Source organism: Burkholderia sp. 28_3, assembly GCF_003253915.1.
GTDB lineage: Bacteria > Pseudomonadota > Gammaproteobacteria > Burkholderiales > Burkholderiaceae > Burkholderia > Burkholderia cenocepacia.
Genome location: NZ_QKZF01000007.1, coordinates 170,723 through 195,676, shown reverse-complemented (window position 1 = coordinate 195,676; position 24,954 = coordinate 170,723). Strand labels below are relative to the sequence as shown.

At 65.5% G+C, this 24,954-nt stretch carries 24 protein-coding genes; 8 read left to right on the top strand and 16 right to left on the bottom strand.

Translation table 11 applies throughout. The features are described 5' to 3' along the window. Positions 1-164 precede the first annotated feature (164 nt). Positions 165-1,121, top strand: coding sequence for a hypothetical protein (locus DFS13_RS17710; RefSeq protein WP_006494556.1), 957 nt, complete (start codon positions 165-167; stop codon positions 1,119-1,121). Between the two features lie 42 nt (positions 1,122-1,163). Continuing rightward, positions 1,164-1,601 (top strand): N-acetyltransferase, encoded by a 438-nt coding sequence (locus tag DFS13_RS17705; protein ID WP_060264152.1) that lies wholly within the window; start codon positions 1,164-1,166, stop codon positions 1,599-1,601. A 31-nt stretch (positions 1,602-1,632) separates the two neighbouring features. Here DFS13_RS17705 and DFS13_RS17700 read toward each other — a convergent pair whose 3' ends face one another. The 5 genes from DFS13_RS17700 to DFS13_RS17685 form a co-directional block, all read right to left on the bottom strand. Then, a complete protein-coding gene (locus tag DFS13_RS17700) occupies positions 1,633-2,463 on the bottom strand; it encodes a peptidyl-prolyl cis-trans isomerase (RefSeq protein ID WP_080331038.1) in 831 nt (276 codons plus the stop codon). Between the two features lie 286 nt (positions 2,464-2,749). Continuing rightward, complete coding sequence (locus DFS13_RS17695; protein WP_077020593.1) at positions 2,750-4,684, bottom strand: SMP-30/gluconolactonase/LRE family protein; 1,935 nt, start codon at positions 4,682-4,684, stop codon at positions 2,750-2,752. A 257-nt stretch (positions 4,685-4,941) separates the two neighbouring features. After that, positions 4,942-5,142 carry a hypothetical protein gene (locus DFS13_RS39925; RefSeq protein WP_006494560.1) on the bottom strand — a complete coding sequence of 67 codons (201 nt, stop codon included), beginning with the start codon at positions 5,140-5,142 and terminating at the stop codon, positions 4,942-4,944. Then, positions 5,139-6,434: a dicarboxylate/amino acid:cation symporter gene (locus DFS13_RS17690; RefSeq protein ID WP_006494561.1), complete on the bottom strand. Its 1,296-nt coding sequence runs from the start codon at positions 6,432-6,434 to the stop codon at positions 5,139-5,141. The genes DFS13_RS39925 and DFS13_RS17690 overlap by 4 nt, the downstream gene beginning before the upstream one ends. Before the next feature lie 346 nt (positions 6,435-6,780). Next, positions 6,781-7,449, bottom strand: coding sequence for a TetR/AcrR family transcriptional regulator (locus DFS13_RS17685; protein WP_227743172.1), 669 nt, complete (start codon positions 7,447-7,449; stop codon positions 6,781-6,783). Between the two features lie 284 nt (positions 7,450-7,733). Between DFS13_RS17685 and DFS13_RS17680 the strand changes: the two genes are divergently transcribed. From DFS13_RS17680 to DFS13_RS17670, 3 genes are read left to right on the top strand one after another with little or no spacing between them, the layout of a single operon-like run. Next, positions 7,734-8,888, top strand: coding sequence for a glycosyltransferase (locus DFS13_RS17680; protein WP_080323122.1), 1,155 nt, complete (start codon positions 7,734-7,736; stop codon positions 8,886-8,888). Further along, positions 8,885-9,445, top strand: coding sequence for a hypothetical protein (locus DFS13_RS17675; RefSeq protein WP_077189832.1), 561 nt, complete (start codon positions 8,885-8,887; stop codon positions 9,443-9,445). The genes DFS13_RS17680 and DFS13_RS17675 overlap by 4 nt, the downstream gene beginning before the upstream one ends. A gap of 23 nt (positions 9,446-9,468) precedes the next feature. Continuing rightward, complete coding sequence (locus DFS13_RS17670; RefSeq protein ID WP_060212195.1) at positions 9,469-10,203, top strand: polysaccharide deacetylase family protein; 735 nt, start codon at positions 9,469-9,471, stop codon at positions 10,201-10,203. Between the two features lie 275 nt (positions 10,204-10,478). On the opposite strand, the gene DFS13_RS17665 is transcribed toward DFS13_RS17670, so the two are convergent. The 5 genes from DFS13_RS17665 to DFS13_RS17645 all read right to left on the bottom strand — a co-directional run bounded on the left by DFS13_RS17665 (position 10,479) and on the right by DFS13_RS17645 (position 17,159). Continuing rightward, on the bottom strand, positions 10,479-11,204 hold the full coding sequence (locus tag DFS13_RS17665; protein ID WP_109342056.1) for an OmpW family protein: 726 nt from the start codon (positions 11,202-11,204) through the stop codon (positions 10,479-10,481). 213 nt (positions 11,205-11,417) lie between these two features. Continuing rightward, positions 11,418-13,379, bottom strand: a complete 1,962-nt coding sequence (locus tag DFS13_RS17660) for an acyl-CoA synthetase (RefSeq protein ID WP_111441927.1) — start codon at positions 13,377-13,379, stop codon at positions 11,418-11,420. Then, the gene (locus tag DFS13_RS17655; RefSeq protein WP_034203074.1) at positions 13,376-14,332 is read right to left on the bottom strand and encodes a fumarylacetoacetate hydrolase family protein; all 957 of its coding nucleotides are present in this window, start codon (positions 14,330-14,332) and stop codon (positions 13,376-13,378) included. The genes DFS13_RS17660 and DFS13_RS17655 overlap by 4 nt, the downstream gene beginning before the upstream one ends. Positions 14,333-14,368: 36 nt before the next feature. After that, complete coding sequence (locus tag DFS13_RS17650; RefSeq protein WP_012493005.1) at positions 14,369-15,439, bottom strand: VOC family protein; 1,071 nt, start codon at positions 15,437-15,439, stop codon at positions 14,369-14,371. Positions 15,440-15,446: 7 nt separating this feature from the next. Beyond that, entirely contained in the window at positions 15,447-17,159 is a 1,713-nt protein-coding gene (locus DFS13_RS17645) for a bifunctional 3-(3-hydroxy-phenyl)propionate/3-hydroxycinnamic acid hydroxylase (RefSeq protein ID WP_111441926.1), read from the bottom strand. A 100-nt stretch (positions 17,160-17,259) separates the two neighbouring features. On the opposite strand from DFS13_RS17645, the gene DFS13_RS17640 reads away from it, so the two are divergent. The 3 genes from DFS13_RS17640 (at position 17,260) to DFS13_RS17630 (ending at position 19,196) form a co-directional block, all read left to right on the top strand. After that, entirely contained in the window at positions 17,260-18,039 is a 780-nt protein-coding gene (locus DFS13_RS17640) for a TetR/AcrR family transcriptional regulator (RefSeq protein WP_058902483.1), read from the top strand. Between the two features lie 182 nt (positions 18,040-18,221). After that, complete coding sequence (locus tag DFS13_RS17635; RefSeq protein ID WP_006482276.1) at positions 18,222-18,839, top strand: LysE family translocator; 618 nt, start codon at positions 18,222-18,224, stop codon at positions 18,837-18,839. A 108-nt stretch (positions 18,840-18,947) separates the two neighbouring features. Beyond that, positions 18,948-19,196, top strand: a complete 249-nt coding sequence (locus DFS13_RS17630; protein ID WP_012492997.1) for a hypothetical protein — start codon at positions 18,948-18,950, stop codon at positions 19,194-19,196. 132 nt (positions 19,197-19,328) lie between these two features. Here the strand turns inward: DFS13_RS17630 and DFS13_RS17625 are convergent, their stop codons facing one another. The 6 genes from DFS13_RS17625 to DFS13_RS17600 form a co-directional block, all read right to left on the bottom strand. Next, the gene (locus DFS13_RS17625) at positions 19,329-20,687 is read right to left on the bottom strand and encodes an MFS transporter (RefSeq protein ID WP_006482278.1); all 1,359 of its coding nucleotides are present in this window, start codon (positions 20,685-20,687) and stop codon (positions 19,329-19,331) included. A 194-nt stretch (positions 20,688-20,881) separates the two neighbouring features. After that, complete coding sequence (gene pcaC, locus DFS13_RS17620; RefSeq protein ID WP_006480129.1) at positions 20,882-21,268, bottom strand: 4-carboxymuconolactone decarboxylase; 387 nt, start codon at positions 21,266-21,268, stop codon at positions 20,882-20,884. Between the two features lie 10 nt (positions 21,269-21,278). Further along, positions 21,279-22,064, bottom strand: a complete 786-nt coding sequence (pcaD, locus tag DFS13_RS17615; protein ID WP_006482306.1) for a 3-oxoadipate enol-lactonase — start codon at positions 22,062-22,064, stop codon at positions 21,279-21,281. Positions 22,065-22,080: 16 nt separating this feature from the next. Continuing rightward, complete coding sequence (locus DFS13_RS17610) at positions 22,081-23,439, bottom strand: 3-carboxy-cis,cis-muconate cycloisomerase (protein ID WP_111441925.1); 1,359 nt, start codon at positions 23,437-23,439, stop codon at positions 22,081-22,083. Positions 23,440-23,527: 88 nt separating this feature from the next. Beyond that, on the bottom strand, positions 23,528-24,184 hold the full coding sequence (locus DFS13_RS17605; RefSeq protein ID WP_006482308.1) for a CoA transferase subunit B: 657 nt from the start codon (positions 24,182-24,184) through the stop codon (positions 23,528-23,530). Positions 24,185-24,203: 19 nt separating this feature from the next. After that, positions 24,204-24,920: a 3-oxoacid CoA-transferase subunit A gene (locus DFS13_RS17600; RefSeq protein ID WP_006482282.1), complete on the bottom strand. Its 717-nt coding sequence runs from the start codon at positions 24,918-24,920 to the stop codon at positions 24,204-24,206. Positions 24,921-24,954: the final 34 nt, after the last annotated feature.

Genomic DNA, 24,954 nt, shown 5'->3' with positions numbered 1-24,954 from the left:
TATCGGAAAAGTTCGCCGCTTGCCGGGCGCTATCGGGACACGTCTGCAAGTCGTCTTGTCCTGATGGCCAAAATCGGCCGCGGCCGGTCATTCGGCCCTACGATGAAAGGCATCCGAAAGCGTTCGTTTCGGCGTATCGTCCAGCTCTCTTGCCAGCACTCGACATGACCGCACACGATGAAAACAGTACCGGCCCGGCCGATATCGGCCCCTTCGACACCATGAGCCGATTTCGCATCACGTACGACGGGCCCACGCTCGATTCGTCCGAGATGGACGTACGCGAACTCGCGCCCGCGCTGCTGGCATTCGGCGATTTGCTCGACGCGTCGACGCGCGCACTGTGCGGCGGTCAGGTCCGGCCGCAGGTGAACGTGCGCGGCAGCTTCAAGACCGGCAGCTTCGGCATCGATTTCACGCTCGCGACCTCGCTGCTCGGCCGCATGCGCGACATGCTGAGCGGCAGCGAAGGCACGGCGCTCGCCAATGCGGTCACGATCCTGACCGCGCTCGGCATCGCCGCGCCCAGGGCGAGGAAGGGGCTTTTCGCCGTCCTCAAATGGCTGCGTGGGCGCGAGATCACGCACGTGCGGATGCAGAACAACACCGCGGTGCTGGACGTCGACGGCGACGAACTGGAAATCGACCTACCCGTCCTCACGCTGCTGAGTGACGTCCGCGTTCGCCAAGCCATCGCGCAAGTGCTTGCGCCGCTCGCTCGCGAAGGCATCGAGATTTTCGCTGCCGGCACCGATACCGAGGTATACGAGACGGTCGCCCACAACGAGATCGCATGGTTTCACGCGCCGGAGCCAACCGATTCGCTCCTGCTCGACGAGCATCGCAAGATGGCATTCTCGATCGTGTCGCTCGCGTTCAAGGACGACAACAAGTGGCGCCTGTACGACGGCACGTCGACGATTCACGCGACGATCACCGATGCCGGCTTCCTGTCGCGCGTGAACAACAGCCAGATCAGTTTCAGCAAGGGAGACGTGCTCTTGTGCAATGTCCGTATGCAGCAGTGGCAAACTTCGGACGGGGCAAAAACCGAATACGAGGTCACGGATGTCCTCGAACATCGCCCGGCCGGCCTGCAAATTCGGTTGCCGGGCATGTGATCCGCACCAAAGCCTCGCGCCCGACGCAACCTCTCATCACTGATGAAACCCGCGATCCATCTGCGTGCTGCCTCCCAGGAAGATCTCCCGTTCCTGCTGACGCTCCGTCGACTCACGATGACCGAGCATCTGCAGCGCGTCGGCGCGCCGACCGACGATGAAGCGCACGACCGCCGCATCCGCGCGAACTTCGACGACGCGATGATCGTCTGTGAAGGCGCCGATGCCATTGGCCTGCTGAAGGTGACACGCGCCGCCAGCGAATGGCACGTCCATCAGATCCAGATTCTCCCCGCGCGCCAGGGCCAGGGAATCGGCGAAGCCGTGCTGCACACATTGCTGACCGACGCGGCGCACGCGCGCGTGCCGGTATCGCTCAGCGTGCTGCACGGCAACCCGGCGCGGCGGCTCTACGAACGGCTCGGCTTTCGCGTCGCGTCGGCAACCGACACGAGCGCGAGCATGGTCTGGCACGCGTGACGCGCGTCATGTCGACGCCATCGCATGGCCATTACTGCGTGATCTTCGCGTCCTTCAGCAGATTGCCGATCATCTGCGCACTCGCCTTCTCGGCCGCGATCGCCTGCAGTTGCTGCTGAAGCGTCGGCTTCGCGGTCTCGAAGCCCGGCACCTGCGTCGGCCGCTTCGCATCCAGCTTCACGATCGCCCGCACGCCATCGACCGGAATAGAATCCTTCGTCACCGCGCCGACCGACAGCTTCTCGAGCGCCTGCGCGACGGGCAGCGGCAATCCGGCCGTCCTGCCTTCCACCGCCGGCGTGTTGAAGCTCACCCACGGCAGCTCGCCGCCGGTATCGCGGCTCGGCGCCACGCTGTACTGGCGCGCGAGCCCGTCGAACGACTTGCCCGCTTTCAGCTCGCTCAGCACGGTCGCCGCCGCGACCGGATCCTTGACGACGATCAAACGCGGCTTGAATTCGTTCTTGCCGAGCGCGGCGACGAGTTCGTCATAGCGCGCCTTGACCTGCTCGTCGGTCACCGGCTCCGGCTTCACGTGGTCGCGCAGGTACAGCTGCACCTCGGCCGTCACCTTCGCCTGCTGCATCGCCGCCTTGACCTCGGGCTTGTCCGCGTAGTTCGCCTTTTCGGCCGCCTGCTGAACCAGCACGCGCGTGATCAGCTGATTCTTGATCGCCTGGCGGATCTGCGGCGAATCGGGCTGACCGGACGCGCGCAGCAGCGTATCGACGTCGGTCTGCGTGATCGGCGTGCCGTTGACGGTCGCGACGGTCGCCGCCGTCTGGGCGTGGACAGGGCCGCTCAGTGCGCCGGCCAGCGCAACGATCGTCAACAGGCGGTTCGGTGTCGTTTTCATTTTCATCGGGGTTGTCACTTCGAGCATAAGAAACGCGGCAGCGGCAGCCGCGCCCGTTCATCGGGCACGCCCGCGCAGCGTCCGCGGGTGCCGCTGTCATTGTGCACGGAACCGCGTTTGCGTGTCGGGAGGTTGGGGCGGCTGGCCACCGCGGTGCGGCACGCAGTGTGCCCACCGTTCATTGCATGCGCGTTGCGCAACCATCCCGAGAAAATGCGTCGATGGTCTTCACGACTTTCCGTCCGCGTCCGCGGCCGCGGCCCGAAGCGACCGCACCAGCACGTTCAGCCCGTCAGGGCGTCCACCGGTACACGGTGATGCTGTTCCCCTTCACGTTGTTCTTCATCACCACGTACTCGCCGTTCGACCGGCGGTACGCGCGGATGCTGTACATCGCGTCGATCGCGCTGCTGGTGTCGACCGTCGCGGGGCTCGTGTTGACGAGCGTCGTGTCGAGCTTGCCGGTGGTGAGGTTGAACGCGTCGACGTTCGGCCACAGCGGCCCGCTGCTGCTGAACCAGTAGCCGACGAACAGGTGGTTGCCCGCCGCGTCGATCGATTTCGCGCCGCTGTGCGGCAGCGTGATCACCGGGTCCGGCTTCGTCGTATTGCCTGCGCGCCAGCCGTGATACACCTCGATGCGCGTGCCGATCGACGTCCAGTCGTTGCTGCCGAGCGCGCCCTGCGCGAGCACCATCGTGTCGCTGTCCGCGAGATACACGATGCGCGTGAGCGGCTGGATGCTGGCCGGAATGCGGGTCGCGACGCCCGGCCCCCACGACGGCTTGCCATCCGCGTCGAAGCCGGTCAGCGGGTAATGCGTGATCGCGCCGGTCTTGTCGAGGCCGGCCCACACGCCGCCCTGGCTGTCGAGGCTGAAGCCGCCCGTCACGCGTTGCGTCGTGTTGAACGCGGGGCCCGGAATCGAGCCGTCCGGAATCGCGATGTAGCCGTTCGCCGCGTTGAAGTGATAGAAGTAGAAAATCGGCGGATTCTGGCCGGCCGCGACGAGGATCCGGTTCGCGCCGACCGACGTGATCAGCCCGAAGTGCTCGTCGCGCTGCGTGTCGCTCATGTTGATGCGCGGATCCGACGGGTACGTGAACGGATCGACGGTATTCGCGACGAACTTGCCGCCCGCGCTGCCGCTGTAGATATGCGTGCCGCCGTAGAACAGCGCACCGTCCGTGACCGGGTCCGGCGCGGCGATGCCTTCGAAGTTCAGCGACTGCAGCGTCCAGCGCAGGTTGCCGTTGCTGCCGTACGCATGAATGTCGGTCGCGCCGTTGCGCCCGAGATCCCAGCTGCCGCCCCACGGATTGTTGAGCACATAGAGGTTGCCGCCGGTGTCCTTGCCGATCCCAACGATGCGCGTGAAGCGTTGCGGGCCGACCTGCCCCTTGATGCCCGTCGTCGTGTCGAGATAGCCGCCGCGCACGCCGAACGTGCCGGCCAGCGCAGGCTGGCCCGATATCGAATAACGCTTGATGTTCTGGTCGGGGCCTTCGTCGCCCACCAGCAGTTGCCCGGCCGCCGCATCGACATGCAGCGCCGACGGATGCGAGCCGGCCGGCATCCGGATCGTATTCAGCAGCGCGCCGGTCGGACTGAAGCCGACGATCGAGCCGGCGCTTTTCTGCGCAACCCACACGTTGCCCGCGCCGTCCACCGCGAGCGCGCCCGGCGCCGACACGCCGATGTCCCGCTGCCACACGCCGTCGGTCGTGAACACGCGCACGCGATTGCCGTAGAAGTCGCTCGCATAGAGCAGCGAGCCGGCCGTCGCGAGCCCGGTGACGACATCGATGCGCGGCTGGTTGGTCGCCGCGCTGATCTGGATGACACGATCGCGAACCTTCGTCGCGCGGCTGTAGCGCCCCACCGCGCCGCTGCCGTACGTCTTGCCGGGCTGCAGCGCGACGAACAGCGACGTTGCATTGCCGGTGATCGCGCTGCCCTGGAATTCCGAATGCGCGCCGATCGAGCCGATGCTCTTGCCGTTCTGGTAGATCGCGACGCCGCCCTCATCCTCGTCCCACATCGACGCCGTGTAGATCACGCCTTCGGGCGCGACCCACATCGCGCGCGCGACGTTGCCGACGTGCGCGGCGAGCGTGCCGTACGTATTCGCGAGCCAATCGGTGGTGTTGGCTGCATGAGCAGCGGGGGCACATGCGGCGATCGCCGCGGCAACGAGCGCGGCCTGGATGCGTTTTCTGGCGACCATGACGGATGCTCTCCTGAACAGGGTAGTCATTCACATGAGGGATCGGCCGGCCAGATGGCTTGAAGCCCGCGAGATGTAAATTCTTCCCCGAATCATCCGGCGCAGTCGGTATGACATACGGCATGCATTCGATCATGCGCAGCGCGAGAATAACGTCATATAAATCGAAAAAAATTGCGAATCGCCCCATGCTTGCGGCGAGCGCCGCCGCCCGTCAGTGAATGGTCACTTACGCGCCGGATCGGGAATGGGGAAAATCAGGCGAGCGCCTGTCGGAATATCGCCGCCGATTCGACGTCGATCGATTGAAACGGCGAATGCCATTTCGGCAACATCGGGAAAAGCCGCCGCCCCAAAACACATCGCCGGCCCGAATCCGTATCGAATCCGGGCCGGCGAATGTCATTTGCCGCGGGTTGGGCAACGCGGCGTTGCGCCGCCGCGTTGCCACGCGTCATGCCGACGTTTCCCGCACCTTCACCGCTACGCGCGCACCGTCCGAATCGTCATCGTCGCGCGGCGCGTCGAGCTGCCCTTCCCACTTCGCGACCACGGCCGCCGCGATCGAGTTGCCGACGGCGTTGGTGGCCGAACGCCCCATGTCGAGGAACATGTCGACGCCCATGATCAGCAGCAAACCGGCTTCGGGCATGTTGAACTGGTTGAGCGTCGCCGCGATCACGACCAGCGACGCGCGCGGCACGCCCGCCATCCCCTTCGACGTCACCATCAGCATCAGCAACATCGTGATCTGCGTGCCGAGCGGCAGATGGATGCCGTACACCTGCGCGATGAACAGCACCGCGAACGTGCAGTACATCATCGAGCCGTCGAGGTTGAACGAATAGCCGATCGGCAGCACGAAGCTCGAGATCTTGCGGTTCACGCCGAAGCGGTCGAGCGCGTCCAGCAGCTTCGGATACGCGGCCTCGGAGCTGGCCGTCGCGAACGACAGCAGGAACGGCTCGCGAATCAGCCGGATCAGCGTGAACGCGCGCTTGCCGAGGAACGTCACGCCGGCCAGCGTCAGCACGGCCCACAGCAGCGCGAGCGCCAGGTAGAAGCTGGCCATGAACTTCGCGAACGTGAGCAGGATGCCGAGCCCTTCGGTCGTGATCGTCGACGCGAGCGCCGCGAACACCGCGACCGGCGCGAACCACATCACCGCCCCCGTCACCTTCAGCATCACCTGCGCGAGATCCTCGATCACCCCGGTCAGGCGCTTGCCTGCGTCGCCGAGCGCGGACAGCGCGGTGCCGAAGAAGATCGAGAACACGACGATCTGCAGGATTTCGTTGTTCGCCATCGCCTCGGCGATCGACTTCGGCACCAGGTGCACCACGAAATCCTTCAGCGTGAACGCGCCCGTCTTCAGGTTGAGCGCCGCATCGGACGGCGGCAGCGGCAGGCTCAGGTGGCTGCCCGGCTGCAGGAGCGTCGCGGTCAGCAGACCGAGCAGCAGCGACGTGAACGACGCGATGAAGAACCAGCCGAACGCCTTGACGCCCACGCGGCCCACCGCGCTGCCGTCGCCCATCTGCGCGATGCCGACGGTCAGCGTCGCGAACACCAGCGGCGCGATGATCATCTTGATCAGGCGCAGGAACACATCGGACAGCAACGACACGTACCCGGCGACCTCCTTCGCCATCTTCGGGTCGGGAAACGCGCTATGGCAGGCGTAACCCACGGCGATGCCAAGAATCATCGCGACAACGATGTACCTGGTAATGTTGTGCTTCTTTTTCATTAGTGATCCAAATTACAAAGCGTATGTTGCTAACGGCTGGCCCATCATTCGCGTCCGGCTGCGAATCGAAACCTGTGTCTCCAAGCGGGCGACCCTGTCCGCTTCGGGCGGTCGCCCGGGCGGACAAGGGGGGGCATTCTAACGCAAACGGCGAGCCGGCTTTCAAATCTGAAAGCGCCGCGGGTTGATTTGCGTCCTGATGTCGTCGGGAAAGGGCAGGTGTCGCGGTCCGGCTCGCTTCCGGCACGGCCGGATGCCGGGGAATTTCAGCGGATCGGATAGCGCGCGGCTTGCCGGAAGGCCGCGGCGAACGTGTCGACGTGATGCGCGCCGGTGGCGTCGGGCGTCAGGCAACCAGCACGTAGGTGCGGAAGAAATCGCCGAGCGCGGCGGCCGTCTGTTTCATGTCGACGGACGTGCCGAGGCTGCGGTCGAGCCACAGGCCGTTGAACAGCGCGAAGACGATGTTCGTCGCACCGGCAGGATCCAGCGATGGCCGGACCCAGCCTTCGGCCTGGCCGCGCGCCAGCAGCGCCGCAAGATCCGCGCGCATCTTCCGGTCGAGCCCGACGATATCGGGGCGGCGTTCGGCATCGCGCGCCAGTTCGAGCCAGCTGTCGACACCGAGGCCGTCATCGCCTTGCGCCATCATCCCGGCCAGCTCGTCGGCCGTGATGCCGGCCAGCCCAAGCAGGCCGTCCCTGCTGAGGATGCGGTTGAAGTCCTGCGTATAACGCTCGACCTCGACCGCGATGATCGCGTCGATCATCTCGCGCTTGTCGGCGAAATACCGGAACACCGCGCCCGCGCTCATGTCGGCCGCCGCACAGATATCTTCCGTGCGCGCGCCGTGGAACCCCTTGGCCTTGAAGACCCGGGCGGCCGCGGTCAGGATCTGCTCGCGGCGCTGCTGATGAAGGTTTTCGTTCCGTGTACGCGCCATGCTTCCCGAAATAACCGGACTAAACCGTCGCATTATAGGGAAGGCATCGACCCGAATCAAATCCGGCGCCATCGTTGCAATCGAAATCGCGATCGCGGGAGATCGTCACGCACCGGGCGACACGATCCAGCGATCACGACAGATTCTCACAAAGATGCGCAGACCTCGACACTACGGCACGTAAACGATCTGTAATATTTGGAAATGATTCGCATTGACGCCGTACGCCGACGTCGATGCGCAATCCTGGGCCGGAAACGCGGCACCGCGTTCGCGTCAAGGCTTCCATCAGGTCGAGCCCGGCATTTCATCAGTATTCCTCTGAAATGACGGATCGGTAAAAAAGCGGCATCGTGATGAACATTCTGTACACCAACTTCCACGGCGATTACGGCGGCGGCCAGGACACCTACGTCCGCGATCTCGCCGTCGCGATGAGCCGCCATCACCGCGTGACCGTCGCGTCGCCGGCAGGCAGCCGCCTGTCGCGACTGTTGAAGGACAGTCCCGACGTGGCGATCTTCGACATGGAATTCAAGCCGCGCTGGAACCGGCTGTGCCGGGAGATTCTCCGGCTGCGCCAGCGGATCGCCGCCGAGCGCTTCGACGTGATCCATGTGAACGGGGCCGCCGATCACCGGCAGGTGATGCTGGCACTGCTCGGCTGCCGGTATCGGCCCGCGATCGTGCTGACCAAGCACAACACCTATCGCGCCGACAGCCTCGGCAACGTGCTGCGTGCGCGGCTGGCCACCGACCATACGATCGCGGTCAGCGACTACGTCGCCAGCATGCTCGCGCTGCGCTCGCCGTACGGCAACGTCACGGTGGTCAAGCACGGCGTGCGCCGGCCGGCCGCCGAACGACTGGCCGGCGACGAGATCCGCCGCCGCAAGATCGCGCTGTTCGGCGCGTCCGGCGCGGAGGCGATCGTGCTCGGCAGCAGCGCCGGCACCACGCCCGAAAAAGGCTGGATGGACCTGATCGCGGCGCTGGGCCGCCTGCCGGAAGCCGAGCGCGAGCGGTTTCGCGTGCTGCTGATCGGCGCGGAGCCGTCCGGCGAGCAGCGCGAACAGCTCGCGCGGCACGGCATGGCGTCGCGCACCGCGTTCACCGGACGGCTCGACGACGTGTGGGCGCCGTTCTCGATCATCGACGTGTCGTTCGTGCTGTCGTACCACGAGAGCCTGTCGTATGCGTGCCGCGAAGCGATGTCGCTCGGCTGCCCGGCGATCGTGACGCGCGTGGGCGGGCTGCCCGAGAACGTCGAGCCGGGCGTGGACGGCTGGGTCGTCCCGCCGCGCGAGCCCGCGGCGATCGAAGCGATCCTGCGCGCGATCGTGCAGGAACCCGGCTGCGTCCGCGCGATGGGGCGCAGCGCGCGGCTGAAAGGCAAGCGCGAATTTTCGTTCGACGCGTTCGTCGACGCGACCTTGTCCGTCTATCAGAAGTCGATTCGACACAACCCGTATCGCTGGGTGACTTCCTTGAGATCCACGAAATGGCATTGAATATCTGGAAGAAGTACTGGGACCTGCGCACGCAGGAATGTCCGTGTGACGTGCACTTCGTCGAATGGCTGGAATCCGTGCACCTCAAGGGCATCCGCATCTATCACTTCGGCACCGGCGGCCACCACCATGTCGGCATCGAATGCGCGCGGCCGCACCTGAACAACACCGTCTTCGGCGTGACGGCATCGCCGAAGGAATACAAGTCGTATGTCGATCTCGTCACGCGGCAACCGGAGGTGAGCAAGACCTACCTCGCGTATTTCGGCGACATCTATACGAGCCATTCGCGCCTGCTGCCGACGTTCGACGTCGTCACGCTGTTCCATCTGTGCGAATTCCGCGACGAAGCGAACAGCCGCTACGGCGCGAAGACCGACGAAGCGGTGCTCGACCTGTTCGCGCGCCATACCGCGCCCAACGGCCATCTGTTGTTCTACACGGGATCGTCGGCGTATCGAAAGGCTGAACCGATCATCGCGCGGTGGGCCGCCAATGCCGATTTCGTCGAGGTCGGCGACTTCAAGACCCTGCGGATTTTCCGCAAGGCCGCGTAATCCCGCTTTCCTGCGACCCGCCGATGCTTGCGCGCACCCCACGCTATCCGATCCTGATGTATCACCAGATCCGCCCGCTGCCGCCGCCGACCGACCGGCTGCGCAGCCTGAGCGTCGCGCCGGACGCGTTCCGCCGCCAGATGACGCTGTTCCGGCGGCTCGGCTACCGCGGCCTGAGCGTGCGCGAACTGCAGCCGTACCTGCGCGGGGAGCGGCAGGGCAAGGTCTTCGGCATTTCGTTCGACGACGGCTTTCTCAACGTGCTGACGCATGCGATGCCCGTGCTGGATGCGCTCGGATTCACCGCGACCTGCTACTTCGTCGCCGGCCGGTTCGGCGGCGCGAACGACTGGGACGCGGGCGCGCCGACCGCGCGCTCGCCGCTGATGACGTGCGAGGACATGCTCGCGTGGCGCGATCACGGCCATGAAATCGGCTCGCATACGCTCGATCACGTCGCGCTGTCGTATGTGCCGGCGCCTGTTTCGGACTTTCAGCTTACCGAATCGAAGCGGCAACTCGAAATGCTGAGCGGACAATGCGTCGAATCGTTCTGTTATCCGTACGGCGATCTCGACGCACGCGTGCGCGACCAGGTCATCGCGGCCGGTTACGGCAACGCGACGACAACCCGACGCGGATGCGCCGGCGCGGCCGACGATCCGTTTCTGTTGCCGCGGATTCCGGTCGCGGGCGGAGTCGGGGCTGCGAGGCTGTGGTTCAAGTGCTGGAAGGGGCGGATAGCGGGGCGCCGATAAGTATCCAGGCAGTTCGTCCGGATGAACCGGTACCACGCCGAGCCAATACCCGTCTCCTTCGATGTCACTGTCATCATCCGCACCTTGTGTGGGCCATATTCATCGTTCTGGTCAGCAATCCTTCATGCTCCGACCGTACTCGAAGCATGTCGCGAGCAAGGGACCAGGAAGCGTCCGAGGTCGGCCCATGCGCCGCCGAATCTCGGCGGCAATCATCACGTCGCACGCAGCGCGGCGACTGCAACGTGCGTGCGCCGTGTCCCGGGCAATGCGATTCAGAAGCGGTATCCGACCGACAGGAACGTCACGATCGGATTGACCCGGAATTTGCTGGTGCTCGTGACCGTGCCGACGGATGACCGGGTAGTGAGCGTGGCGCGCGTCGATACCCACGAATACGCGACCGACGCGTTGATCGACCAGTGCGAATCGATGTTGTACGTCAGGCCGCCGTTGACGACGGGCGCGAAGGAATGACTGAGCGACACGGATGTCGGTCCCTCGAGCGCGGTCCCGACGGTCGGCGAGAAATAGATCTGGCCGGTGGAAACGGGATTGCTGAGCTTGATGTTGCTGAACCACGTGTAGGTGACGCCGGCGCCCAGATACGGCCTGAACCGTGCATTCGGCTGGCCGAAGTAGTAGTTGAAGATGATCGCCGGACTCCAGGCCCGCGCGGTCCCCAGCTCGCCGAAACCGCTGAGCGTGCCTGCGCCGTTCAAGTGCCAGGTCGGCGGAAAGCCCATGACCGTCGTCGCCGCGATATGGTCGGTCAGGAAGTACGTTGCGGTCAGTCCGAACGTATCGCCGCTTGCGATGTCCCCGCCGCTGCCGGTCATCACTTGCGACTGGCCGAGTGCATTGAGGGTCAGCGGATCCGCCGATCCCTGCGGGGCAAAGTGGGACCAACCGGCACTGACCACCCACTGACCGGCTGATTGCGCATGCGCGCCAGAAATGGCCGCGACCAATACGATGGCTCCTGCACTGATTCGTTTCATGATTGTCTCCAGATTTTGGTGTTGGTGTTCAAGAATCGTGAAACCTGCCTTCATCGCCGTGCGCCACGCATGACTTGCGGGCTGTTCCCGCGCGTGTGACGCGCGACGCCAAAAACGTCGGGTGCTGCTTCGTCAAGCGAAATTCCCGCTCCATAAATTCGGATTCCGAATCTATTTGCTCAATTCAATGCCGAACGTTCCGGGAATCGACAATCAGTGATGTTCGGGTTCCACGGAAGTCGAAAAGGCGAACGGGAAGCGGCCCACCACCGTATTGGCCTTCGCTGTCTGCGCGTGATCGCTCAGCGCCACATGCAGGGTGAGCCCGCGCGACGGGTCGTCCACCATGCTCACCCGCGCACCCTCGACGCCGGCATCCTTCAGCGCGGAGACCAGCGCGTCGAACGTCTCCCATCGTTTGAGTTCGGGCTTGAAGATCTTGCCGACCGCCGTAAGCGGCATCGCATCGACGATATGAATCCGCTTCGGTATCGCGGCGCGCTCGCCGATCATGCCGCGTATGAACGTGTCGAGCTCCGTCTCGGTTGCCGTTGCGCCGGCTTTCAACTGCACGTACGCGACCGGCAGCTCGCCAGCATGCACGTCGGGACGTCCGATTGCCGCAGCGATCTGCACGGCCGGGTGGCGGTGCAGCGGTTCTTCGATCGTCGCCGGATCGATGTTGTGCCCGCCCCGGATGATGAGCTCCTTGCGGCGGCCCGTGAGCCAGAAGTAGCCCTGGGCATCGCGTCGCGCGAGGTCCCCGGTGTTGAGCCACTGCCGGCCGTCACCGAGATCGAGCCACAGGCTCTTGTTCTGATCTTCCTGAAGATAGCCCGCGAACACGTTCGGCCCGGAAATCGTCAGCACACCGACTTCGTTCTCGACGCAATCGCGCACGTAGCGGCCGGCGTCGTCGAGTATCACCGCCTTCATCATCTGGCCGGGGACGCGCAAGCCGATCGAACCGAGACGCCGTTCGCCGCCTGGCGGATTGACGCTGCTGACGCAGGCGCCCTCGGTGAGCCCGTAGCCTTCGAGGATCCGGACCCCGGTGCGATCCTGGAACGTGCGGAATACTTCCACGGGCATCGGCGCGGCACCGCACAGTCCATATTCCAGCGAGTCGATGTTCCGGCCGTCGACGGGCACGTCGAGCAACGCCGAATACAAGGTCGGCACCGCGCTGAAGAAATTGATCCTGTGGTGCTCGACGATTTCCCAGAATCGTTTGACGACGCCGTCGCCGCGATAGCCCTGTGGCGTACCCAGCACCACATGTGCGCCGCGCGAGAACGGCACCAGGCCGGTTGCCAGCACGGCATTGACATGGAACAGCGGCAGTCCGCAGAACACGGTCTTCCCCGGGCCCATCCCGGCGCCGACGACCTGCCCGACGCTCCAGGCATTGGCCACCTCGTTGCCGTGCCGGCGAATCGCGATTTTCGGCAATCCCGTCGTGCCGCCCGTACAGAAGTAGGACGATATGTCGTCGGCTTCGAAACGCCGTGGGATCAGCAGCGAATCGCCGGATTCACGCGACATCGCACTGTCGAAATCGTGGATCGCGACGTGGCGCGGAACGGCGCCGCGCACGCCGGCGCGCCCGTGCAACCGTTTGCATTCGCGACGCTGCATCGCGCGTGCGGCAATGCGGCGCCACCCCTGCACGCGCTCGGCCAGATCGATCAGGACCAGGCTTTGCAGCGACGGCACCTCGCTCAGGACGGGCTGGATCTTCGACCAGATATCCGTTCCCGGAAAGGGCGCCAGCGTCACCAGCACCTTTGCGTTTGCGGCCTTGAGCAGCGACGCGATCGCCGGCCCCTCCAGCAACGGATTGATCGCGCACACGATCCCGGCCGCTTCGCCTCCCCAGATGACGAAATGCGTTTCCGGCAAATTCGGCAGCACGTAGGCGACCACCGCGTGGCGATCGATACCGAGGCGCGAAAACATGTTCGCGGCGCGGGTGATATCCCGCAGAAGCGCCGCATAGGTCCAGCGCAATGGCTTGCGATGATCGTCGGCGCGCAGGAAAAACGACAAGGCCGGCGCGCTCGGGTCGATTGCCGCACCACGGCCGATCATCTCGTAAGTGCTGGCCGGGAGGTCGGCGGGCGGCCCCTGGTTTTCGATCCGAAGCACGTCCGCTTCGGTTGCGATGGCGTTCATGCGAGCTCGTCCACGATTCGGTTGCGTTGCACACCGAGGTCGATCGCCCCGTCCCTGCTCCGGATCCGCGACTCGACCAGATCCCCGGCCTTCAGGTACTGCGGGCGCGCGGCCTGAACCTTCGTGAAAATCCGCCACTTCATGTGCTCCGGCAGCAACGCGGCAATTCGTTGCTTCGCCGGCGACGGAATGCTGAGCGCGCACCCGGACGGCGTGCCGGTTGCAAGCAAGTCACCGGCGTTCAGATCCTGAACACCCGAAAGTTCCGTGAGCGTTTCGGCCGGACCGTACACGAGGTTCCCCGTCGAATCGCTCTGCCGCACGTCCCCGTTCACGGTCAGTGTCAGCGTCAGCGCGTGCAGCCGTGCGATATCGCTGGCCTCCAGCAGGCACAGATACGGCCCGACCGGCCCGAACGTCCGATAGCTTTTTCCCTTGTAAAACTGCATTTGGGGAATCTGGATATCGCGTGCGGAATAGTCGTTGACGATCACGAGGCCCGCGACGTACTCGTGCAGGTTCTTGTCCGTGATGGCTTGCCGGGACGTGATATCGCGGCGAAGCACGAGCCCCAGTTCGATCTCGTAGTCCAGAAACCGCACATGTTGCGGCCGGATGACGTCGGAATCGGCGGCGACGATGCAGCTCGTCGCCTTCGTGAAGATCATGTTGAATGACTTCGCATCCGGATTCATGCCGGACTCGATCATGTGCTGGCGATAGTTGGCGCCCTGGCAAACGAACCGTTGATTGCGCGTGACCGGCGACAGCCACTCGACGTCCGATTCGGGAATCGTTTCTCCGTCGAGCGCGGCGAGGTCATCGATCCGATGTGCGCGCACGAATTCGCCGGTCGTCGGGTAGTCGCCCGGTATCGGCGTGATCCGGTGATGCCTCACCACGCCCCATTGGGCGCGCCCCTGATGCCGGTAGTGCAAGACGTGCAATGCCATGAAGATGCCTCGAACAGGTCTGAGTGAAGATGAAGGTCACGCAAACAGCTTCGCGAGCGTGCGCAGCTTCGCGAACGTGACGTCCGGACTGGCCCGGAGGTTTCGGATGAGCGATGCGATGCTGGCGGCGGTGATCTTCGGTTTGGTGAAACTGCGCGGCATCCGCGGGCCCCACTGCGACATCGCTTCACGGCTGACTTCGTGGATGCCCGTCGCCACGTCCGCCGTGAACATGTCCCCATCGCAATAGTGTTCGTGCTTGTCGCCCCAGGGGTCCTGCCAATAGTCGAAGACCTGGCTGCCGAGAATGTGGCGACCCATCCCCCATGCGTGCGTCCATCCTTTTTCGCTCAGCACACGCTGCCCGATCCCCACGGCGTCCGCGTCCACCAGCTCGAATGCCGAGTGGCTGTAAAGCGCTGCGAACCCCTGTGCCAATGCCAGCGTATGGTGATCCGTGGGGGTCGCCCCGCGATCGAGCCGCAAGAACGCGACGGCGGGCGATCCATCCGGCAACACCTGAACGTCGCTCGGGATGAAACCGAAGTGAGACGTGTACCACGCACAAGTCGCCTGGAAATCGGCGAGTTCGAGCACGACATGACCGAGGCGAATCACTTCCGGCGCCGCCAGCGGCGCACGCTGGGTATCGTTCACGCGAACGACGGAATCGGGCGAGTTGAACGGTAACGCCGACCGGTGCGGCAGGGCGCCGGCCCGCGCTTGTCCCGCGACCGCGTCGACACGAAAACCCGACGGATCGACGAGCGTGACGCGATGGCCGCCACCGGGCCACGGCGACGGCGCCACGTCCGACGCGCCCGGCACGCCGGCAAGCTTTCGCAGTGCGTCGATGCCGTCCACTTCAAGCCCGAAGCCGACGAACCGGTTTTTTTCAGCCCGCCGGACGACGTAGCAGAACGGTGTGGCGGCCGTGCCTCGAAGGAACAAATGTTCGCCGTCACGGGATACCGTCCGCAGGCCGAAGTCGTTGAGAAATCGTTCGGCCCGTTCGAGATCGGGACGCTCGAACATCAGATAGGAAAGCGCCCGAGCCTTCGTCGTCGGCTGGGGACTCCGTGCGGGTTGTGCAGTCGTGAGCTTCATGGGGGCCTCAGGAAATCGGCTGGGCAATGTGATCGGACAGCGACGACAACGCGGTGCGCGCACCAAGCAATCGCAGGGATTCGAGAACCAGACGGGTCGAGTCGGCCACCGGGCCTTCGTGCAGGACCGTTTTGTCCGGCCGAATCACGGCCGCCCAGCCAAACCGCACGACACCCGGCATGAACGTACCGTCCAGGTCCTCCCATCCGTCGTTGTCGATGCGATGAAGGCGCTGCCCGCGGTGCACAACCCGCACCACGACGCCACCCGCCGCAATAAACGCGGCTCGCGCGCCGGCGTCGAGTTCGACGCCTGGATCCCGTCCGAATCCGATCAGCGCGAGACCAGTACCGAACACGTCGTCGCTCAGGCGGATCGTCCCATCGTGCCTGCGCAGCCATCCCTGCGGCAGGGCTGCGCCGCGCACGAGCCGCGTGGATGAATGGCCGGGGACGAACAGACCGCTCCGGAACGCATTCTTCGGCTTGATCCCGAGTTCGTCGAAATGATTCCGTAGCGGCGGAACGAGCCGCGTCAATCGCATCAGACCATGCGTGAACAACGCAATCCCGGCGTTTCGCGGCATCACGAGCTTGCCCATGAATTTCGCGACGCCGATCATCGCCTTGGCGTGCGGTCGGCGTTCCCGATCGTAGGAATCCAGAATTTGCGGGGTTGCGTGGCCTTTGACGACCCACGCCAGTTTCCAGCCGAGATTCGCGGCATCGCGCAGGCCGGCGACGAGCCCCTGGCCGACGAACGGCGGCGTGATATGGGCGGCATCGCCCGCGAGAAAAACGCGCCCTTTGCTGAACGTCGTGACGGTTCGGGCATGAAAACGGTACACGGCCTTGCGTTCGATCACCATGTCCTCGATGCCGCCCCACGGCGCGAGCAGTTCGCGGATGCGTTCGTCGGATTCCATCTCTTCGCGCGTCTCGTCGGGATGGAGCATGAACTCCCAACGCTCGCGCCCCCCGGGTGCGGTCATATGAGGCGTCGGTCGCCGGTGGTCACAGATGAATTCGACGTGGTCGATGGGTCGGCGCACGTTTCGCGCGTCGACGATCAACCAGTCCTCCGCGAACGTCTTGCCTTTGAAATCCTGTCCGATCAGCTGGCGCACGATCGAGCTGGCGCCGTCGGCACCGACGACGTAGCGGGCGCGCACGACGTGCCGTGCGCCCGGCCCGCTGTCGAGCGTGGCGGCGACGTGGTCCGCGTGCTCGTCGAGCGAGACGAGCGTCACACCGAGCGCCATTCGGGCCGTGCGGTGCGCGGCCAGTCGGGCACGCAAGCATCGCTCCAGGTCCGGTTGATAGAACGTCACGAGCTTCGGATGGCCATCGATGCTCCCCAGCGTATTGATGCGCCCGAACTCGCCGAACCAGGGCGAGCGCATCCGGACGTACGGAATCGCCACCGTATCGAGGTCGGCTTCGTTCACCCCGACGTACTGCAGGATGCGAAGCGCGTCGTTGTCGAGCGCGATCGCACGCGGCGCCATGAAGATCTCCGCCGCCCTGTCGACGACAAGCACGCGCACGCCGTCCCGGCCGAGAAGCGCACCGATCGCCGCGCCGACGGGACCGCAGCCCACCACGAGCACGTCTACCTCCGACGGCAAGTCGCGGCCGCCGGCACAGTTCGCGTTGTCGTTGCCTTCATGGACGCCCGGCTCGCACGTCAGTTTTGTCTCCACCACCGTTCCGTCTCCCATTCTCGGGACTGGCCACTGCCGGCCGCCTTGATGACATTAAAGTCATAACTGATAATTTTGTCAATTTTGATGTTCGAACGTATACTCGAACACCGAAACCATGCGCACGCCGATGCCCAACACTTCTTCCCGTCGCACCAGAACACCGTCGCCGGCCGTCTCGAACGGGCAAGCGCCGTCGAGCCCCGAAGTTCGCGAGCCGCGGGGCGCGCGCCGCAAGCGCGAGACGCGCGCGCGCCTGCTGGATGCCGCCTTTGTACTCATGGCGCAAAAGGGGATGGAAGGCGTCGCGATCAATGAAATTACGGAAGCCGCGGACGTGGGTTTCGGGTCGTTCTACAACCACTTCGAATCGAAAGAGGCGATTCATGCCGCGGTGTTGGAAATCGTGTTCGAGGAGTTCGCGGATACCCTGGACCGCATCGCAGGCGGCCTCACCGACCCGGCCGAGATCATTTCCGTGTCGCTGCGCCATACATTGCTGCGAGCCAGAAGCGAGCCGGTCTGGGGACAATTTCTCCTGCGCGAGGGGTTGTCCATGCGAGCGCTCAGCCGCGGCCTCGGACCGCGGTTGTTGAGGGATATTCAGAAAGGCATCCTCGCGGGGAGATTCTCGGCAAGCGACCCGCTGATGAGCGTGATTACGGTCGGGGGCGCGGTACTGACCGCCATTGCGATCGAGCTCCGATTCGATGCGGACGAGAAGCCGGTTACCGACATGTTGAACATGATCGGGTACAGTCAGAACGGCTTTGCCGAGCGGGCAGCTTCATCCCTGTTGCAGACCTTGGGTGTGCCGCGAACTGAAGCGATAGAGATCGCGAATCGCCAGTTGCCGCCCGCCGTGACGTCTGCGCCCAACGAATCGCAAGAACGTTAGCGGTCCATCGTTCGGCTGTGATGGGCAGAACCTTGGCGGATACTCGCGTAGCGCTGACGACCGCCGTCACGCCCTCCCACGCCCCCGTACCGGCAATCGTCAATTTAACTGTACCGGTACTGTACAGAAAACCGTCGCTACACTGACTCCATCCCAGCCTCGAACCGAATGGAGAATCCGCGATGGAATTCCTCACCCTCAGCGCGCTGCCCGCCGGCATGCTGTTCGCGCTCGTCACGACGATCACGCCCGGCCCGAACAACACGATGCTGCTCGCGTCCGGCGTCAACTTCGGTTTTCGCCGTACGATGCCGCACCTGTTCGGCATCAGCATCGGCGTCGCGATCCTGATGCTCTGCGTCGGCTTCGGCCTCGGCGAAGCATTCAAGCGCCTGCCGCTGCTGTACACGCTCCTCGAAGTGGCGAGCGTCGCCTATCTGCTGTACCTCGCGTGGCGCATCGGCACGTCGGGCGAAGTGAAGGCGCACGGCGCCAAATCGCGGCCGATGACGTTCATCGAAGCCGCCGCGTTCCAGTGGGTCAACCCGAAGGCGTGGATGATGGTGCTGACCGCCGCGACGACGATCCGCCTGTCCGCCGACTATGGAATGAATGCCGCATGGATGGCCATCCTGTTCATCCTGATCGGCTTCCCGTGCATCAGCCTGTGGGCCGCGTTCGGCCTCGGCCTGCGCCGCTTCCTGTCGAATCCCCGCGCGCTGCGCATCTTCAACGTGACGATGGCCGTGCTGCTGATCCTGTCGCTGTACCCGCTCGTCGCCCATCTGCTGCCGCAGTAAGCGCTCACGAGCGCCCGTTGAGCTTCAGGTGATGCAGGCGTACCCTTTCGGTACGGGCGCGTGCAACCGCTTCGGCGGTTGCACCGCTGCTCTGCATGGAGATTGCCGATGAAGCCAATGCTCAGAGCGGGCGAGCACATCGAGGGTATGCACTGGATCGCCGAGTATCACCCGCTCACGCACGATATCCGCGTGCTGCGCGAGAACATCGAAGTCGGCACTTACTGCGCGCCGCCGACGCTGTTCGGCGACGAGGCGGGAATGGGCGCCGCGAACCATGACGATCATCGCGGCCGGGAAGCCGCGCTGCGCGCGTATCTGCGCAACTTCGTCAAGGAGCACGACGCGGAGGAGTAACGGTGCGACGGCCGCAATGTCGACGGGCCGCGAAGGCGGCCCGGTCTGTCGTCGTGCGCCGGTCGATCTGCTCTCGCCCGGCCCGAATCCATCACGCGCCGGGCCGATGCAACGCACCGGCCAGCACGCCGCTCAATGCCCGAGCGACTCGATCTTGCCCGCCGGCTGCGCCACGCCATGCGGGCGCGCCATCTGCTTGATCAGCAGCGCGACACACGCGAGCACGCCCGCGACGGCGATCGTCGCGAACACCCCCGCGAACGAGAAGTGCCGGCGCGTCAGCTCGGCGACGAGGAACGACCCCGCGATCCCGCCGAAACGGCCGACGCCGAGCATCCACGCGACACCCGTGCCGCGCCCTTCGGTCGGATAGAACGCGGCGGCCAGCGCCGGCATCGACGACTGCGCGGTGTTCATCAGCACGCCGGCCACGAACACGACCAGCACGAGCAGCCCGACGTTGCCGGCCGCCTGCCCGATCGCATACACGCTCACCGCCGTCAGCGCGTAGCACACGGCGATCACGCGGTTCGCGTTGAAGCGGTCCATCAGCACGCCGCACAGCACGGCGCCCACGCCGCCGAGCGGGAACAGCGCCGAGATCAGCGTCGCGCTCTTCGGCGTCAGGCCCGCATCCTTCAGCAGGATCGGCATCCAGTTGATTGACGCGTAGAAGATCACGAGACCCATGAAGTACGCGAGCCACAGCATCACCGAGCCGACGATGTACGAGCGCGACAGCACGACGCCGAGGCCCTTGCCGCCCGTCTGCGGTGCGGCTTCGGTCAATGCGAACGAGCCGGCGTTCAACGCGTCGCGCGAGATGCGTGCGAGCGTGGCGCGGATCTTGTCGACGGACTGACCGGTCGCGACCATGAAACGCACCGATTCCGGCATCTTCAGCAGCAACAGCACGCCGAGCAGCAGCGGCGTCACGCCGCCGAGCACCAGCACGCTGCGCCAGCCGAAATGCGGAATCATCCACGCGGCCAGGAAGCCGCCGAACGCGGCGCCGAGCGGAAAGCCGCAGAACATCAGGTTGATCACGGTCGCGCGGCGCTTGTCCGGGCAGAATTCGCCCATCATCGTGACCGCGTTCGGCATCGCGGCGCCGAGCCCGACGCCGGTGATGAAGCGCAGGATGGTCAGGTGTCCGATCGTGTTCGAGAACGCGGACATCAGGCACGCGACGCCGAACAGGAACACCGAGCCGAGCAGCAGCGAGCGGCGGCCGAGCCGGTCGGACAGCGGGCCCGATACGAGCGCGCCGCACGCGAGGCCGAACAGCGCGGCGCTCAACACGGGCGCGAGATCGGGCTTGGTGAGGTTCCATTCGCCGAGCAGCGACGGCGCGATGAAGCCGATCGCGGCCGTATCGAAGCCGTCGAGCAGCACGATCACGAAACACATGAGGAACACGAGCCATTGAAAGCCGCCGAACGGCTGCTCGTTGATGAAGGTCTGGACATCGACCACGGGTGCGCGATTCATCGCTAGTCTCCTTGTCGGCCGGCGTGGGCGCGTCTGCGCTTGCGCCGGTCCCATGCAACATTGATATATGCAAGAAGCGCGGCCTCGTGGCCGCGCCTTTCCTTCGTTCACGCACCGATTCGCTGCCGGTGCGCTCTTCATCGACGACTGCCCGCCAGCCTCGGCGGGCCGCCCGATCGGATCATCGCCGGCGCTTAACCGGCCGCATCCTGTTCCTTGAAGATCTTGTCCGCGAGATGGAACGCGGAATTCGCGGCCGGCACGCCGCAATAGATCGCGGTCTGCAGCAGCACTTCCTTGATCTCGTCGCGCGTCACGCCGTTGTTGCGCGCGGCGCGCAGGTGCAGCGCCAGTTCCTCGCCGCGGTTCAGCGCGACCATCATCGCGATGGTCAGCAGGCTGCGCGTATGGCGCGGCAGCCCGTCGCGGGTCCAAATCTCGCCCCATGCATAGCGCGTGATCAGGTTCTGGAATTCGTCGGTCACCTCGGTGCGGTTCTCGATCGAACGGTCGACGTGCGCGTCGCCGAGCACCGCGCGACGCACCTTCATCCCTGCTTCATAACGTTCCTGGTCATCCATCGCCGGTGCCTCACGCAGTCAGGAAATCGAGCAGCGCGCGGTTGAACCCGCCGGTGCACTCGATGTTCGAAATGTGCGCGGCGTCGAATTCGACGTGCAGCGCACCGGGAATCGCGGCGGCCAGCGCGCGGCCCTGGTCGGGCGGCGTCGACATGTCCTTCGCGCCGGTCACGACGAGCACCGGCAACGCGATGCCCTTCACTTCCTCGCGCAGGTCGGCCGCGTTCAGCGCGTCGCAGTTCGCCGCATAGCCGTCCTTGTCGGTATGCACGAAGGTGTCGCGGATCGCATCGAACAGACGCGGCTCGCGTTCGACGAATGCGTCGGTGAACCAGCGCGGCAGCACGGCGTCGGCGAGCGCGGCCATGCCTTCGGCGCGCGCCTTCTGCGCACGCGGCCCCCACACTTCCGGCGAGCCGATCTTCGCGGCGGTATTCGACAGCACCGCGCGCACGATGCGCGACGGGTAGCGCGCGGCGAGCGCGGCGCCCGTCAGCCCGCCCATCGAGATGCCGCAGAAATGCGCGCAGTCGATGCCGACGTGGTCGAGCAGGCCGATCACGTCGCCCGCCAGTTGCTCGATCGTGTACGAACCGGCCGGCGCGTCGGAATGGCCGTGGCCGCGCGTGTCGTAGCGCAGGATGTTGAAGTGCTGCGTGAGCGGGCGGATCTGCGGGGCCCACATCTGCAGGTCGGCGCCGAGTGAATTCGAGAAGACGAGCCACGGCGCGTCGTCGCGCGCGGCACGGTCGATCCGGTAATGCAGTTTCACGCCGTTGACAGTGGCGAAAGGCATCTCAAGGTTCTCCTGGTTAGTGCGCGCCCGCATGCAGCGCGAGCACGGCGTCGACATAGGCATGCGCCTCGCCGACGTAATGTGCGGGATCGAGCAGCCGCGCGAGCGCGTCGCGCGACAGGTGGGCCGACACGGTCGCATCGGCGGCGAGCACGTCGAACAGCGTCGCGCCGGTGCGCACGGCTTCCTTCGACGCGTGCTCGACGACGTGATGCGCATCGAGCCGGCCGATGCGGTCGCCGAGCGCGAGCATCACGGCTTCGCCGAGGATCAGCCCGTGCGTGAGGTCGAGGTTCGCGGCGAGGCGCTCGGTGTTGACGTCGAGGCCCGCGACGATCTGCGCGATCTGTGCGAGCGCGCCGCCCGTCAGGCGGGCGAGGTCGGGCAGCGCATCCCATTCGGCCTGCCAGCCGCCGAGGGCGCGCTCGTGCTCCTGCACCATCCCCGCGAACACGGTCGCGACGAGGTTCGGCGCGCGCACGGCAGCCGTCAGCACGGCTGCGCAGCCGACCGGGTTGCGTTTGTGCGGCATCGTCGACGAGCCGCCCTTGCCGGCGGCGGCCGGTTCACCGAGCTCGCCGATTTCGGTCTGCATCTGCAGCGACACGTCGCGCGCGATCTTGCCGAGCGTGCCGGTCAGCATCCCGAAGCACGCCGCCGCTTCCGCGATGCGATCGCGCTGCGTATGCCACGGCACGGCGGGCACCGCGAGCTTGAGATCGGCCGCGAGCGCGGCGCTCACGCCGGCTGCGTGTTCGCGCAGGCTCGCGAGCGTGCCGGCCGCGCCGCCGAACTGCAGCACGAGCGCGCGTTCGCGCAACTCGGCGAAACGCGCGCGATGGCGCAGCAGCGCATCGAGCCATTGGGCGAATTTGAGGCCGAGCGTGATCGGCAGCGCCTGCTGCAGCCACGTACGGCCGATCATCGGCGTCGCGCGATGGGTGCGCGCGAGCGCCGCGAGCGACGCGCAGGCTTCGTCGAGCAGCGGATCGAGCACGTCGAGCGTGTCGCGCAACTGCAGCACGGTCGCGGTATCGATGATGTCCTGGCTCGTCGCGCCCCAGTGCACGAACTTCGCGGCCTCGGGGTCGTCGGCCTTCACTTGCGCGGTGAGCTGCTTGACGAGCGGAATCGCAAGATTGCCGCCGAGCGCCGCACCGTGCGCGAGCGCGTCGGCGTCGAGCCGGCCGGCGTCGCACGCACGTTCGATCGGCGCGACCGCGGCGGCGGGAATCACCTGCTGCGCAGCCAGCGCGCGCGCGAGCGCGGCCTCGACGTCGAGCATGCGCTGGATCGTCGCGCGGGGCGACCAGATCCGGTTGAGCGGCTCGGTGCCGCAGATCAGGGAGGTCAGGCGGGCGCTGTCTTCGAGCATGGCATCAGAATGGGGAAACGGCGTGCGCCTATTGTCTACCCAAGCGTGCCGGCGTGCGCTCGAATGCGCGCCCCGGCACGCTTGCCGTTCAGGCGGCGGCCTTTTGCGTCGCGTCGATCAGCGGCACGCCGGTCAGCTTCTGCAGCTCGTCGAACGACAGGTCGGTGAAGATCTCGCTCACCGCGAGGCCGTCGGCCGTCACGTCGAGCACGGCGAGATCCGTATAGATGCGGCTCACGCATTGCACGCCGGTGACCGGATACGAGCACTGCGCGACGATCTTGCTCTCGCCCTGCTTCGTCAGGTGCTCCATCATCACGAACACCTGCTTCGCGCCGATCGCGAGGTCCATCGCGCCGCCGACGGCCGGAATTGCATCGGGCGCGCCGGTATGCCAGTTCGCGAGATCGCCGTTCGCCGACACCTGGAACGCGCCGAGCACGCAGTAGTCGAGGTGGCCGCCGCGCATCATCGCGAACGAATCCGAGTGGTGGAAATACGCGCCGCCGGTGAGCAGCGTCACGTGCTGCTTGCCGGCGTTGATCAGCTCGTCGTCTTCCTCGCCGGGCGCGGGCGCCGGGCCCATGCCGAGCAGGCCGTTCTCGCTGTGCAGGAAGATCTCCTTGCTCGGGTCGAGGTGGTTGGCCACCAGCGTCGGCACGCCGATGCCGAGGTTCACGTACGCGCCTTCGGGGATGTCCTGGGCGACGCGCTTGGCCATTTCATCGCGGGTCAGTCGTTTCATGTCGGTTTCTCCAGGCGGGTCAGGCGGCTTGCGACGCAGCGTGTTCGGCGGCCAGCTCGGCCGCGTGCGCGGCCTGCGGCACCTCGACGATCCGCTGGACGAAAATGCCCGGCGTCACGATGTGTTCCGGGTTCAGCGCGCCGAGCGGCACGACTTCCGACACCTGGACGATCGCGACCTTCGCGGCGCTGGCCATGATCGGCCCGAAATTGCGCGCGGTCTTGCGGTACACGAGGTTGCCCCAGCGGTCGCCCTTGTATGCCTTCACCAGCGCGAAATCGGCGTGGATCGGCGTCTCGAACACGTACGGCTTGCCGTCGATCACGCGCGTTTCCTTGCCTTCCGCGAGCTTGGTGCCGTAGCCCGTCGGCGTGAAGAACCCGCCGATGCCGGCGCCCGCCGCGCGGATGCGCTCCGCGAGGTTGCCCTGCGGCACGAGCTCCAGTTCGATCTCGCCCGCGCGGTACAGCGCGTCGAACACCTGCGAGTCGCTCTGGCGCGGGAACGAACAGATGATCTTGCGCACCTTCTTCGCCTTCAGCAGCGCCGCGAGGCCCGTCTCGCCATTGCCCGCGTTGTTGTTGACGATCGTCAGGTCGCGCGCGCCCTGTTCGATCAGCGCGTCGATCAGCTCGGACGGCATGCCGGCCGTGCCGAAGCCGCCGATCATGATTGTCGCGCCATCGTGGACGTCGGCAACCGCCGACTGAAGCGATTCGAAAATCTTGTTGACCATGTCTCTTCCTGATGCGAACCCGCGGCTCGTGCGC

Coding starts and splice junctions, on each gene's coding strand:
- DFS13_RS17690 (WP_006494561.1), bottom strand. CDS start 6,434: ATGAAAAAGAAGCACAACATTACCAGGTACATCGTTGTCGCGATGATT.
- DFS13_RS17705 (WP_060264152.1), top strand. CDS start 1,164: ATGAAACCCGCGATCCATCTGCGTGCTGCCTCCCAGGAAGATCTCCCG.
- DFS13_RS17700 (WP_080331038.1), bottom strand. CDS start 2,463: ATGAAAATGAAAACGACACCGAACCGCCTGTTGACGATCGTTGCGCTG.
- DFS13_RS17710 (WP_006494556.1), top strand. CDS start 165: ATGACCGCACACGATGAAAACAGTACCGGCCCGGCCGATATCGGCCCC.
- DFS13_RS17670 (WP_060212195.1), top strand. CDS start 9,469: ATGCTTGCGCGCACCCCACGCTATCCGATCCTGATGTATCACCAGATC.
- DFS13_RS17625 (WP_006482278.1), bottom strand. CDS start 20,687: ATGAATCGCGCACCCGTGGTCGATGTCCAGACCTTCATCAACGAGCAG.
- DFS13_RS17655 (WP_034203074.1), bottom strand. CDS start 14,332: ATGGCATTGCACGTCTTGCACTACCGGCATCAGGGGCGCGCCCAATGG.
- pcaC (WP_006480129.1), bottom strand. CDS start 21,268: ATGGATGACCAGGAACGTTATGAAGCAGGGATGAAGGTGCGTCGCGCG.
- DFS13_RS17610 (WP_111441925.1), bottom strand. CDS start 23,439: ATGCTCGAAGACAGCGCCCGCCTGACCTCCCTGATCTGCGGCACCGAG.
- DFS13_RS17605 (WP_006482308.1), bottom strand. CDS start 24,184: ATGAAACGACTGACCCGCGATGAAATGGCCAAGCGCGTCGCCCAGGAC.
- DFS13_RS17660 (WP_111441927.1), bottom strand. CDS start 13,379: ATGAACGCCATCGCAACCGAAGCGGACGTGCTTCGGATCGAAAACCAG.
- DFS13_RS17645 (WP_111441926.1), bottom strand. CDS start 17,159: ATGGGAGACGGAACGGTGGTGGAGACAAAACTGACGTGCGAGCCGGGC.
- DFS13_RS17635 (WP_006482276.1), top strand. CDS start 18,222: ATGGAATTCCTCACCCTCAGCGCGCTGCCCGCCGGCATGCTGTTCGCG.
- pcaD (WP_006482306.1), bottom strand. CDS start 22,064: ATGCCTTTCGCCACTGTCAACGGCGTGAAACTGCATTACCGGATCGAC.
- DFS13_RS17600 (WP_006482282.1), bottom strand. CDS start 24,920: ATGGTCAACAAGATTTTCGAATCGCTTCAGTCGGCGGTTGCCGACGTC.
- DFS13_RS17640 (WP_058902483.1), top strand. CDS start 17,260: ATGCGCACGCCGATGCCCAACACTTCTTCCCGTCGCACCAGAACACCG.
- DFS13_RS17630 (WP_012492997.1), top strand. CDS start 18,948: ATGAAGCCAATGCTCAGAGCGGGCGAGCACATCGAGGGTATGCACTGG.
- DFS13_RS17665 (WP_109342056.1), bottom strand. CDS start 11,204: ATGAAACGAATCAGTGCAGGAGCCATCGTATTGGTCGCGGCCATTTCT.
- DFS13_RS39925 (WP_006494560.1), bottom strand. CDS start 5,142: ATGACGCGTGGCAACGCGGCGGCGCAACGCCGCGTTGCCCAACCCGCG.
- DFS13_RS17695 (WP_077020593.1), bottom strand. CDS start 4,684: ATGGTCGCCAGAAAACGCATCCAGGCCGCGCTCGTTGCCGCGGCGATC.
- DFS13_RS17650 (WP_012493005.1), bottom strand. CDS start 15,439: ATGAAGCTCACGACTGCACAACCCGCACGGAGTCCCCAGCCGACGACG.
- DFS13_RS17685 (WP_227743172.1), bottom strand. CDS start 7,449: ATGGCGCCGGATTTGATTCGGGTCGATGCCTTCCCTATAATGCGACGG.
- DFS13_RS17680 (WP_080323122.1), top strand. CDS start 7,734: ATGAACATTCTGTACACCAACTTCCACGGCGATTACGGCGGCGGCCAG.